Origin of the sequence: Micromonospora tulbaghiae (assembly GCF_900091605.1) — a bacterium.
GTDB lineage: Bacteria > Actinomycetota > Actinomycetes > Mycobacteriales > Micromonosporaceae > Micromonospora > Micromonospora tulbaghiae.
Map to the genome: position 1 here is coordinate 514,486 of NZ_FMCQ01000003.1, position 11,847 is coordinate 526,332.

At 73.1% G+C, this 11,847-nt stretch carries 11 protein-coding genes; 9 read left to right on the top strand and 2 right to left on the bottom strand.

Annotated features, from left to right (window positions below):
* Window positions 1–75 precede the first annotated feature (75 nt).
* The 5 genes from pyrH to GA0070562_RS11385 all read left to right on the top strand — a co-directional run bounded on the left by pyrH (window position 76) and on the right by GA0070562_RS11385 (window position 5,597).
* Complete coding sequence (gene pyrH, locus GA0070562_RS11365) at window positions 76–843, top strand: UMP kinase (RefSeq protein WP_013284607.1); 768 nt, start codon at window positions 76–78, stop codon at window positions 841–843.
* Between the two features lie 86 nt (window positions 844–929).
* Entirely contained in the window at window positions 930–1,487 is a 558-nt protein-coding gene (gene frr / locus GA0070562_RS11370) for a ribosome recycling factor (RefSeq protein ID WP_091419619.1), read from the top strand.
* Window positions 1,488–1,742: 255 nt separating this feature from the next.
* Entirely contained in the window at window positions 1,743–3,068 is a 1,326-nt protein-coding gene (locus tag GA0070562_RS11375; protein WP_091419620.1) for a phosphatidate cytidylyltransferase, read from the top strand.
* 104 nt (window positions 3,069–3,172) lie between these two features.
* Complete coding sequence (rlmN, locus tag GA0070562_RS11380; protein ID WP_091419622.1) at window positions 3,173–4,318, top strand: dual-specificity RNA methyltransferase RlmN; 1,146 nt, start codon at window positions 3,173–3,175, stop codon at window positions 4,316–4,318.
* Between the two features lie 22 nt (window positions 4,319–4,340).
* Window positions 4,341–5,597 (top strand): DivIVA domain-containing protein, encoded by a 1,257-nt coding sequence (locus tag GA0070562_RS11385; RefSeq protein WP_091419623.1) that lies wholly within the window; start codon window positions 4,341–4,343, stop codon window positions 5,595–5,597.
* Window positions 5,598–5,674: 77 nt separating this feature from the next.
* Here GA0070562_RS11385 and GA0070562_RS11390 read toward each other — a convergent pair whose 3' ends face one another.
* Window positions 5,675–5,899: a hypothetical protein gene (locus GA0070562_RS11390; protein ID WP_081635946.1), complete on the bottom strand. Its 225-nt coding sequence runs from the start codon at window positions 5,897–5,899 to the stop codon at window positions 5,675–5,677.
* 248 nt (window positions 5,900–6,147) lie between these two features.
* Here GA0070562_RS11390 and GA0070562_RS11395 point away from each other — a divergent pair, with 248 nt between their 5' ends.
* Entirely contained in the window at window positions 6,148–7,728 is a 1,581-nt protein-coding gene (locus tag GA0070562_RS11395; protein WP_091419625.1) for a Rieske 2Fe-2S domain-containing protein, read from the top strand.
* 108 nt (window positions 7,729–7,836) lie between these two features.
* Window positions 7,837–8,475: a TMEM175 family protein gene (locus GA0070562_RS11400; protein WP_175438722.1), complete on the top strand. Its 639-nt coding sequence runs from the start codon at window positions 7,837–7,839 to the stop codon at window positions 8,473–8,475.
* Window positions 8,476–8,479: 4 nt separating this feature from the next.
* On the opposite strand, the gene GA0070562_RS11405 is transcribed toward GA0070562_RS11400, so the two are convergent.
* A complete protein-coding gene (locus GA0070562_RS11405; RefSeq protein WP_091419629.1) occupies window positions 8,480–10,078 on the bottom strand; it encodes a phytoene desaturase family protein in 1,599 nt (532 codons plus the stop codon).
* Between the two features lie 68 nt (window positions 10,079–10,146).
* Between GA0070562_RS11405 and GA0070562_RS11410 the strand changes: the two genes are divergently transcribed.
* Both GA0070562_RS11410 and GA0070562_RS11415 read left to right on the top strand, forming a co-directional pair.
* On the top strand, window positions 10,147–10,566 hold the full coding sequence (locus GA0070562_RS11410) for a 50S ribosomal protein L7/L12 (protein ID WP_091419631.1): 420 nt from the start codon (window positions 10,147–10,149) through the stop codon (window positions 10,564–10,566).
* Between the two features lie 104 nt (window positions 10,567–10,670).
* Window positions 10,671–11,840, top strand: a complete 1,170-nt coding sequence (locus GA0070562_RS11415; protein ID WP_091419632.1) for an alkaline phosphatase PhoX — start codon at window positions 10,671–10,673, stop codon at window positions 11,838–11,840.
* The last annotated feature ends 7 nt before the right edge of the window (window positions 11,841–11,847 follow it).

Genomic DNA, 11,847 nt, shown 5'->3' on the forward strand with positions numbered 1-11,847 from the left:
CCTCCTCGTCACATAGGGTCGGCAGGGGCACGTACGCGACGCTCGCGCGATGCGCGGGGAGAAGGGGCGGGGCGGATGACGCAGGTTGTGAGTGACCGGAGCCTGGCGGCGGAGGACCCGACCGCCCCTCCGCCCGGTCGGTCCCGCCGGGTGGTGCTGAAGCTCTCCGGTGAGGTCTTCGGCGGCGGCGCGATCGGCGTCGACCCCGACGTCGTGCAGGGCATCGCCCGCCAGATCGCCACCGTGGTACGCCGCGGCGTGCAGGTCTCCGTGGTGGTCGGCGGCGGCAACTTCTTCCGCGGCGCCGAACTGCAGAAGCGCGGCATGGACCGCGCCCGCGCCGACTACATGGGCATGCTCGGCACGGTCATGAACTGCCTGGCCCTCCAGGACTTCCTGGAGAAGGAGGGCATCGAGACCCGGGTGCAGAGCGCGATCACCATGGCCCAGGTCGCCGAGCCGTACATCCCGCTGCGCGCGATCCGGCACCTGGAGAAGGGCCGCGTGGTCATCTTCGGCGCCGGCGCCGGCATGCCGTACTTCTCCACCGACACGGTGGCCGCCCAGCGGGCGCTGGAGATCCGCGCGGACGTGGTGCTGATGAGCAAGAACGGCGTGGACGCCGTCTACACCGCCGACCCCCGGATCGACCCGACCGCGAGCAAGCTCGACTCGATCACCTTCTCCGAGGTGCTGCGCCGTAACCTGCGGGTGGCCGACGCCGCCGCGTTCAGCCTCTGCATGGAGAACGGCCTGCCGATGCTGGTCTTCGGCGCCCAGGGCGACGACACCATCGTCCGGGCCGTCGGCGGCGAGAAGATCGGCACCCTGATCACCGCCTGACCGGCCCGCCGGACCGGCAGCGGTCCCTCTGCCACGGCAGCACCCGCACCACACACGACGAGCGACAGAAGGAGGCGAGGAGACCGGTGATCGACGACACCCTCCTCGAGGCGGAGGAGAAGATGGAGCGTGCCATCGAGCACGCCAAGGAGGAGTTCGGCGGCATCCGTACCGGACGCGCCAACGCCGCCATGTTCTCCCGGATCGTCATCGACTACTACGGCAGCCCGACCCCGCTGCCGCAGATGGCGTCCATCGCGGTGCCCGAGCCGCGCATGGTGATCATCAAGCCGTACGACAACTCGCAGCTGGGCGCCATGGAGAAGGCGATCCGTGACTCGGACCTCGGGGCCAACCCGAACAACGAGGGCAACCAGCTCCGCATCGTCCTGCCGCAGATGACCGAGGAGCGGCGCCGCGACATGATCAAGGTCGCCCGGCAGAAGGGCGAGGAGGCCAAGGTCGCCGTCCGCAACATCCGCCGCAAGGCCAAGGAAGAGCTGGACCGCCTGGTCAAGGACGGCGAGGTCGGCGAGGACGAGGGCCGGCGCGCGGAGAAGGAGCTGGACGACCTGACCCAGCGCTTCGTCGCCAACGTCGACGAGCTGGTCAAGCACAAGGAGAGCGAGCTGCTCGAGGTCTGAGCACCCGCGTACCTCGCACGGCACCGCGCCGCCGTCGCCCGCCCGGGCGGCGGCCCGGTGCCGTCGTCGTGCCCGGCGGCGCACACCCTCGGCGCTGCGGCGGGTGCAGTAGGCTCGGCACGATTCCCGACCACCACGGGGTGAACGGCGGGAGTCGCCCGGCCGTCGGTCGGTAAAACAGGAAGTCTCACGCCGGTAGGGGATGGTCTTGGTCTTGCGTCATGTGGTGGCTCTCGTACCGGCTGCCGGTGCGTGATGTCCCACCCCGACCCCTACGGCAACACCGAGTCGCGTGGCTGGGACCGCCCGGCCGCCCCGGCCCTGCCCTGGCCGGACACCGATCTGGAGCCCGGCCCGTGGCGACCCGGCCCGGCCGCCCACACCCACCCCGCCGAGCCGGACACCTACGCCCGCCCCGGGGCAGGCGCGGACGCGTACGCCGGTCCGGAGACGTATACCGCTCCCGACACGCACGCCGGGCCGTATCCGACGACCTCGCGGCACCACGACGGCCCGGGCCGGTACGACGGACCGCCGGCCGGCGACCGCGGCCGGCCCGGCGGGCCGGAGCACGACGGCCCGTGGGGCGAGCCGGCCCGCGACGACGAGTACCCGACCGCGCAGATCGCGCCGGTGCGCGACGAGCCCACCGAGCAGATCCCGGCGGTACGCGACGAACCCGCCTCGGAGCCGCCGGCCGGCCGCCGCGGGCCGGGACGCCGTCGGGCGAGCGCGGAGCGTCCGCCGACCACCGTGCCGAAGGCGTCCCGGGCGGGGCGCAACCTGCCGGCCGCGATCGGCGTCGGCGTGGCCCTCGGCGCGGCGGTCGTGGTGCCGCTGTTCTTCTTCATGCCGGCGTTCCTCGCCGTGCTGGCGGCCGCGGTGGGGATCGGCATCTGGGAGATGGCCCGCGCGGTACGCCGCAGCGGCGCCCACCCGCCGCTGGCGCCGCTCGTCGCCGGTGGCGTGATCACCGTGGGCCTGGCCTGGTACGCGGGCCCCGACGCGCTCTGCCTCGGGCTGCTGGTGACGGTGCTGGGCACGATGATCTGGCGGCTGGGCGACGGGCCCGGCAACTACCAGCGCGACCTGACGGCGGCCACCCTGATCGCGGTGTACGTGCCGTTCCTCGCCGGGTTCGCGGCCATGCTCGCCGCGGCGCCCGGCGACGGGGCCCTGCGGGTGCTGGTGACGCTGGTGGCTGTGGTGCTCTCCGACACCGGCGGGTACGCCGCGGGTGTGCGTTTCGGCAAGCACCCGATGGCGCCCACGATCAGCCCGAAGAAGTCCTGGGAGGGCTTCGCCGGCTCGGTGACCGCCGCGGCGGCGGGCAGCGCGGCGCTGCTGTGGGTCTTGTTCGACGTGGCTCCCTGGTGGGGTGCGCTGTTCGGGATGGCGATCTCGGTCTCGGCGGTGCTCGGTGACCTCGCCGAGTCGATGATCAAGCGGGATCTCGGCGTCAAGGACATGAGCAACCTGCTGCCCGGGCACGGCGGCCTGATGGACCGGCTCGACTCGATCCTGTTCGCCGTGCCGGTGGCGTACCTGCTGCTCGCCGTCTTCGTCCCGGTGGTGAGCTGAGGCATGCGTCACGGCGGCGACCCGCTGCGGGCCGGGTGGCCGGGGGCGATTCGACACGTACGGACGGGTGCGTCCGGGCGGGAGCGTGTCAGACTGGACGCGCCATGACGAGTCTCCCGCTGATCTCCGTAGACCCCGACGCCCGCGGCCGCCGGCCCGCGATGCCTCCCCGCCACCTCGCCGACCTGGACCTGCCGGGCCGGCAGGCGCTCGTCGCCGAGCTGGGTGAGCCCGCGTTCCGTGCCAAGCAGGTCTCCAACCACTACTTCGGCCGCCTGGTGCGCGACCCGGAGCGGATGACCGACCTGCCGGCGGCGACCCGGGAGCGGCTGGCCGGCGAGCTGCTGCCCACCCTGCTGACCCCGGTGCGCGAGCTGGCCTGCGACGACGGCGCGACCCGCAAGGCGCTCTGGCGGCTGCACGACGGCTCGCTGGTGGAGAGCGTGCTGATGGGCTACCCGGACCGGGTGACCGTCTGCATCTCCAGCCAGGCCGGCTGCGGCATGGCCTGCCCGTTCTGCGCCACCGGCCAGGCCGGGCTGACCCGCAACCTGTCCACCGCCGAGATCGTCGACCAGGCGGTCTACCTGGCCGGGGTGGCCGCCTCCGGCGTGGTGGCCGGGTCGCCGCCGCGGCTGTCACACGTGGTGTTCATGGGCATGGGCGAGCCGCTCGCCAACTACTCGCGGGTGGTGGCGGCGATCCGCCGGCTGGTCGCCCCGGCGCCGGAAGGGCTGGGCCTGTCGCAGCGGCACATCACCGTCTCGACGGTCGGCCTGGTGCCGGCGATCCGCCGACTGGCCAGCGAAGACCTCTCGGTGACCCTTGCGCTGTCGCTGCATGCCCCCGATGATGAGCTGCGCGACGAACTCGTCCCGGTCAACCAGCGCTGGAAGGTGTCCGAGGTGCTGGACGCGGCGTGGGACTACGCGGCCACGACGGGGCGTCGCGTGTCCATCGAATACGCGATGATCAAGGACGTGAACGATCAGCCGTGGAGAGCCGATCTGCTCGGGCGGCTACTGGCCGGCAAGCTGGCCCACGTGAACCTGATCCCGCTCAACCCGACTCCGGGCAGCCGCTGGGACGCCAGCCCGAAACCGGTCGAGCGGGAGTTCGTCCGGCGGTTGCGCGACGCCGGGGTGTCGACCACGGTGCGCGACACCCGGGGACGCGAGATCGACGGGGCCTGTGGGCAGCTCGCCGCCGCCGGGGACACGGACGGCGACTCACGCGCGGCAACGGCGTAGCGGTACGAGACCAGGAGACATAGTGGCGAGTCAGGGTCAGCGTTTCCGGCGTAAGGCGCTCCGCCGGGGCTACAAGGTCGACGAGGTCGATGCCTTCCTGGACCGGGTCGAGGCGACACTCGACGGCCAGCCGATCGGCGCGCCCGTGGCCTCCCAGGAGGTCCACGACGTCGTCTTCCGGGTCCGGTTCAACGGCTACGACGAGTGGCAGGTCGACCTGCACCTCGACCGGGTCGAGCGGCAGCTCGCCGAGCTGGAGGAGCGCGGTGGCGCACCGGCCGGACGCGGTGGCGATCCCCGGATGGCCGACCGGCTCGGCCCGCCGATGCGCGACGACCGGGGCATGTCGCCGGTGCCGCAGCCGCCGATGCCGCCCCGGCAGATGCCCGCTCAGCCCGGCCCGCCCGCCGACCGCTACGGCAACCGCTACGACGAGTCGACCGGCGCGTTCGCCGGTGGCTACGACGGCCCGCGCGGTGGCTACGACGGCCCCCGCGGCCCGGGTGGCCCCGGCCCGATGGGCCCGGGTGCGCCGATGGGACACGGCGGCCCGCCGCCGCGCGGCCTGCCGCCCGGCCCGGGCGGCTACGGCCCGGACAACGGCCCCGGCGGCTACGGCCCGCCGGACAGCGGCCCGGGTGGGTACGGTCCGCCGGACAGCGGCCCCGGCGGCTACGGTCCGCCGGACAACGGCCCGGGTGGCTACGGTCCGCCGGACAGCGGCCCCGGTGGGTACGGCCAGGAGGAGCGGTTCGACGGGTTCGAGGCCGGCCGGCGTGCCCGCGCCGACATGACCGCCGAGATTCGCATGCCCGAGCGCGAGCTGCGTGGTCGTGGCCCCGGCGGCCCGCCTGCGCTGCCGCAGCCGGGCTACGGCGCGCCGGAGCCCGGCTACGGCCCGCCCGATCCGGGTTACGGTCCGCCGGACCAGGGCTACGGCCCGGGTCCCTCGATGACCGGCCCGCCGCTCGTGGGTCCGCCGGTCGCCGGTCCGCCGATGGTGGGACCGCCGATGGCCGGCCCGCCCGGCAGCGACCTGCACCGGGTCGACCAGATCCGGCGCAGCTTCCAGGTCCGCCGGTTCGGCAGCGGGTACGACCCGGACCAGGTCGACCGGTTCTTCGAGACGCTGCTCGGCGGCATGCAGGGACGCAACCCGATGCCGGTGAACCCGAAGGAACTCGACACGCTGCGCTTCGGGCTGGTGCCCGGTGGCTACTTCGAGGCCGAGGTCGACGCCGCGCTCAAGGACGTGCAGGACATCCTGCTCGGCCGCTGACCCCCGCCGCGAGACGACGAAGGGCCCGCCCCCGGACAGGGGGCGGGCCCTTCGCGCAATACCGTGGGCGCCGCGCGTCAGGACCGCAGGCCGTTGCGGCGCAGCACGGCGTCGCCGATGACGATGGCGATCAGCAGTCCGGCGATCCCGAACAGCCAGATGTGCTCCACCCGGCCCTCCTCGATCCCGCAGAACGCCATCAGAACCAAGGCCAACGCCGACAGCACCGCACCGATCCGTCCGGACTTGCGGTGTCCGGGCTTGTGCTGATCTGGCGCGGTTACCGGCTCGTCTCCTGCCACTGTCGGTCCTTCCCTCGCGATCGGATCTCCGATCAGTCTGGCACGCGCCCAACCGGGCCCGGCGCAGGGTCCGACCTCCTGTGCCGGGGATGACCCGGGCGGGCGACCGTGGAGGGCCCGGCCGACCCGGGTCGTTGGTCCCGTCCCGGTGGGGGCGGATGGCCACTACCGGCGTCGCGGGACGGCGAGCACACTGCCTCCGGTAGCGTCTTGACGTACACCTTGATGCCTTTTTGAGGAGGACTGCGGTGCGAGTGACCGGTACGGGGCATGCCAGCATGCGGATCGACACGGCCGCGGGCAGCATCCTGTGCGACCCGTGGGTCAACCCCGCCTACTTCGCCTCGTGGTTCCCCTTCCCGGACAACTCCCTCCTCGACTGGGCGACCCTCGGCCAGGTCGACTACCTGTACGTGTCGCACCTGCACCGGGACCACTTCGACGCGAAGCACCTGCGTGACTTCGTGTCCAAGGACGCCACCGTCCTCCTGCCCGAGTTCCCCACCTCGGAGATGGAGGACGAGTTCCGGGAGCTGGGCTTCACCAAGTTCCTCAAGGCCCCGAACGAGCAGGTGGTGGAGCTGCCGGGCGGCCTGAAGATCATGATTCAGGCCCTGACCAGCCCGACCGACGGCCCGATCGGCGACTCCTCGCTCTGGGTCGAGTACGACGGCGTGCGGCTGCTCAACCAGAACGACGCCCGGCCGACCGACCTGAGCGTGTTCGCCGAGCTGGGCCACGTGCACGCGCACATGCTCCAGTTCTCCGGCGCGATCTGGTACCCGATGGTCTACGAGCTGCCGCAGGCGGCGAAGACCGCGTTCGGGAAGCAGAAGCGGGACCGGCAGTTCGACCGCACGTGGCGGTACATCGACGACCTGAAGGCCGACCACGTCTTCCCGATCGCCGGCCCGCCGTGCTTCCTCGACGACGAGCTGTGGCAGTTCAACGACATCTTCGGCGACGAGGGCAACATCTTCCCCGACCAGTCGGTGTTCCTGGCCGAGTACGCCAAGGTCGGCGGCACCAACGGCATCGTGCTGCTGCCGGGCAGCGTCTCGGAGGTAACCACCGAGGGCGCGACCACCACGCACCCGGTGCCGGTGGAGGAGTTCTTCGCGAACAAGGTCGCCCACCTGGAGGAGATGCGGGAGCGCAAGCGCCCGGTCATCGAGGCCGAGAAGGCGTCCTGGCGGCACCCCGAGGTCGACGTGCTGGGCGAGATGAAGCGCCGGATCGAGCCGCTGCTGGACGAGTCGATCTACCTGGCCAAGGGCGTCGGCGGCCCGGTCCGCTTCGACCTGGTCGGCTACGACGGTGCCGAGGTCGAATCCATCGTGGTGGACTTCCCGGGCAAGGAGGTCCGGCCGTACGCGGACGAGAAGGTCCGCTACCGGTTCCGTACCGAGCGGGCGCTGATCGAGCACCTGCTGCACATCGGCGAGGTGGACTGGGTCAACTCGCTCTTCCTGTCCTGCCGTTTCTCCGCGGCCCGCATCGGCCAGTACAACGAGTTCGTCTACGCCTTCTTCAAGTGCCTGTCCGAGGAGCGCCTCCAGTACGCCGAGGGCTGGTACGACGAGCACGAGCGGGCGGTCGACGCCGAGGACATCACGCTCGACGGCTGGGTGGTGCAGCGGCGCTGCCCGCACCTGAAGGCGGACCTGAGCCGGTTCGGCATCGTCGACGGCGACCAGCTCACCTGCCAGCTGCACGGCTGGAAGTTCGACCTGGCCAGCGGGCGCTGCCTGACCAGCGTCGGGCACAAGATCCGCGCGCACCGCGCCGACGCGGAGACCCCGGCGCCGGCCGGGGAAGCGGCCATCTGACGGTTTCCGCCCCGTCCGCTGCCCCCGGCACGCGACCATCGGTCGTGAGGGGGCAGCGTGACGGGTGCGGACAGGGAACCGGCGTACCGGTTCGGGCGCGGCAACGAGATGGCACGCGACGCCTCCCGGGTGGAGGCGTTCAGCGACGCGGTGATCGCCATCGTGCTCACCCTGATGGCCGTCGAACTGCTGTCGTTCGACCCGGACACGCCGCAGGACGACGGGCTGCCGGCCGCGCTGGCGCACGAGTGGCGCGCCTACCTGGCGTACGTGATCACCTTCGCCATCGTCGGCCAGGTCTGGCTGACCCACCACAACATGTGGCGTTACGTCCGCCGGGTCGATCAGATGCTGCTGGTGCTGAACCTGCTGCTGCTGATGTTCGTGGCGGCGATCCCGTTCACCGCCGACCTGCTCGCGGACAACCTGCGCGGCACCGTCGACGACCAGCGGCTGACCGCCGCGCTGTACGCGGGCGTGGTGCTCGGTGAGGCGCTGTTCTTCAACCTGAGCTGGTGGTGGGCGCGCCGCCGCGGGCTGCTGCAGCCGGGCCTCGACCCGAGGCTGGCGCGGGCGGTGGCCCGTCGGTTCCGCCTCGGTCCGCTGCTCTACCTGGTCGCGTTCGCGATCGTGTTCGTCGACCCCGTGCTGAGCCTGCTGGCGTACCTGCTGCTGGTCGGCGTCTACCTGGTCCGCGGGCCGGGCGACCTCCCACCCGCCGGCCAGGAGGCGCCCGACACCCCGTGAGGACTCAGCCCAGGTCGGCGAGGATGCGCCGGGCCGCGTTGTGCCCGGCCGCGCCGATCACGCTGCCCGCCGGGTGGCAGCCGGCGCTGCCCGCGTACACGCCGTCCACGCCCGTCGCGTACGGCATCCGGTCGGTGAACGACACCGTGTTGTCGACGTGGTGGATGTGCCCGCCGGTGATGCCGAAGTGCGCCTCGATGCCGGGCGGCGGCAGCGGCACCGCGTCCGCGACCAGGTCACCGGCGCCCGGGGCGTACCGCTCGCAGATCGCGATCAGCCGCTCCACGTAGCCGGGCAGAGCCGCGTCCCAGGTGGTGCCGGCCAGTTCGTAGGGGACCGACTGCACGAACAGCGCCGACGAGTGGTGCCCCGCGTCGTCGGACAGCGACGGGTCGACAGTCGTGTGCAGGTACCACTCGATGGTCGGCTCGTCCGGAAGCCGCCCGGCCCGCACGTCCGCCCACATGCCGCGCAGCGCGGCCATCGGCGACTCGCCGCCGTCGCCGACGAGCGAGGCCGAGCCGGGAAGCAGGTGGATGGTCGAGCCGAACGGGCTCGGCGCGTCGTCGGGCAGGCAGGAGAAGCGCGGCAGCCCGGTCAGCGCCAGGTTGAGCTTGAGCGTGGTGCCGGGGCGGCGGACCGCCGCCATCCGCGCGCCCAGCTCCGCCGGAAGCGCGCCGTCGGGCAGCAGCTCCATCAGCCGGTACGGGTCACAGGCGCCGAGCACCACGGAGGCGTCCACCTCCCGGCCGTCGGCGAGCGTCACCCCGGCGGCGACGCCCCCGGCCAGCCGGATCGCGGTGACCGGCGCGTCGGCCACGATCCGCGCCCCGGCGCGCTCGGCGGCCTCGGCGAACGTGCGCGACACGGTGCCCATGCCGCCCCGGGTGATCATCCAGGTGCCGTCCGCGCCCGGCAGCCGGCACATGTTGTGCACCAGGAAGTTGTGGCCGGTGCCCGGGTCGTCCGGGCCGGCGTTGAGCCCGGACAGGCCGTCGGTGACCGCGTACATGCTGACCAGCAGCTCGGAGCGGAAGTCGAAGCGGGCCAGGTGGTCGGCGACCGAGCCGCGGACCAGGTCGACGAAGACCTGCCGGAGCGCGGGCCGCACGTAGCGTTCGGCGGTCTCCTCGACCGGCAGCGGCTCGGCCAGCCACGCCGGGGCGAGGTCCTCCCGCAGCTGGGCCAGCTCGGCGTGCAACGCGTCGTCGGCGGCCACGTCGGCGGGGGAGAACATCTCCGCGAGCTGCCGCCGGCCGGCCGCGACGTCGCTGCCGGCCAGCAGGTACGGCGAGCCGAGCCCGCCCGGCGTGGGCAGGAAGTAGTGCGGGTCGCGGCGCAGCACCGGGATGGTCACGTCGAGCGTGGCCAGCAGCTCCGGCGGCATCAGCCCGAGCAGGTACGACCCGGTGGAGTGACGCAGCCCCGGCACCTTCGGGAACGGGTTCTCGGTGCGGGTCGCCCCGCCGATCACCCCTGATGCCTCGAGCACGAGGACGTCCAGGCCGGCGCGGGCCAGCAGGATCGCCGAGACCAGGCCGTTGTGCCCGGCGCCGACCACCACGACGTCGGCGCGGGACGGCAGCTCACTCGCGTCGCTCATGGGAACGGAGCGTAGCGGCGGCGGGTCCCGGGCGGGAGGGTTCGCGCTGGGGCGCTACCGTTCCCGGCATGTCCCCGGCTGTCCAGATCGCGCTCGCGGTGGCGCTCGTCGTGGTGGTATTCCTGCTCCTGCTCGTGCTGCGGCGCGACCGTCCCCGGGACCTGGTCGCCCCGGATCGCCCGGCCGGCGACGGGCAGGCCGAGGTGCTTCGGCTGGCCCGCGCGGGGCGTACGGTCGAGGCGGTCAAGGTGCTGCGCGAGCAGACCGGGCTGTCGCTGCTGGACGCGAAGCGGGCGGTGGACGCGCTGGCAGCCGGCGGAACCTGGTCGCCCGGCCCGCCGGCACCGGGAAAGGGCGTCGACGAGGCGGTGCGGGCCGAGGCCGCGCGACTGCTGTACCGGGGCAAGAAGATCCAGGCGATCAAGGTGGTGCGGGAGCACACGCACATGTCGCTCGCCGACGCCAAGCGGTACGTCGAGGGCCTCTGACGCCGGACGGCCGTCACCGGGCGTTCACCCTATAGTGGCAGTTGTCGATGCATTTCCGTCCTACCGTCGACGGGACACCCACCGCCTCCGGGAGGTAATCCCCGATGGACCGTCGTACCGTCCTGCGCGCCACGGCCGCCGGTGGCGCCGCCGCTCTCGCCGGTGGTCTCTGGGCCGCCGCGGCCGCCCCGGCCCAGCCCGCCCAGCCCGGCCCCGGCCCGTACGGGGACCTGCTGGCCGCCGACGCCAACGGCCTCCAGGTGCCGGCCGGCTTCACCAGCCGGGTGATCGCACGTTCCGGTCAGCGGGTCGCGGGCACCTCGTACACCTGGCACCCGGCGCCGGACGGCGGCGCCTGCTTCCCGGCCGGCGACGGCTGGATCTACGTCTCCAACTCGGAGGTACCGCTCGTCGGCGGCGCCTCGGCGGTGCGGTTCGCCGCCGACGGCGCGATCGCCGCCGCGTACCGGATCCTCGGCGGCACGAACGTCAACTGCGCGGGCGGGCCGACCCCGTGGGGGACGTGGCTGTCCTGCGAGGAGGTGCCGCTGGGCCGGGTCTTCGAGACCTGGCCGGCGGGCGGCCGGTCCGGCGAGGAGCGGACCCGGATGGGCCGCTTCAAGCACGAGGCGGCGGCCTGTGACCCGGTGCGGCGGGTGGTCTACCTGACCGAGGACGAGGGGGACGGCTGCTTCTACCGGTTCGTCCCGGACACCTGGGGCGACCTCCGCACCGGCCGCGTGCAGGTGCTCTGCGCCCCGGACGGCCAGGTGACCGGGCCGGTGACCTGGCGGGACCTGCCGGACCGCGACGGGTTCCCGGTGCCCACCCGCTACCAGGTGGCCGCGGCGCAGACGTTCGACGGCGGCGAGGGCTGCTGGTACGCCGACGACACCTGCTGGTTCACCACCAAGGGCGACAACCGGGTGTGGGCGTACGACGCGGTGAACCAGCGGCTCGACCTCGCGTACGACGACTCGCTGGTGCCGGCCGGGGCCGCGCCGCTGACCGGCGTCGACAACATCACCGGCACCGCCGGCGGTGACCTCTACGTGGCCGAGGACGGCGGCGACATGGAGATCAACGTGATCACGCCGGCCGGTGTGGTGGCGCCGTTCGTGCGGCTGCTCGGGCAGTCCGAGTCGGAGATCACCGGCCCGGCGTTCTCCCCGGACGGCAGTCGGCTCTACTTCTCCTCGCAGCGCGGTACCAGCGGCGCCCGGGCCGGCACCGGCGGCATCACGTACGAGGTGCGCGGCCCGTTCCGGCGTTGACCCGCAG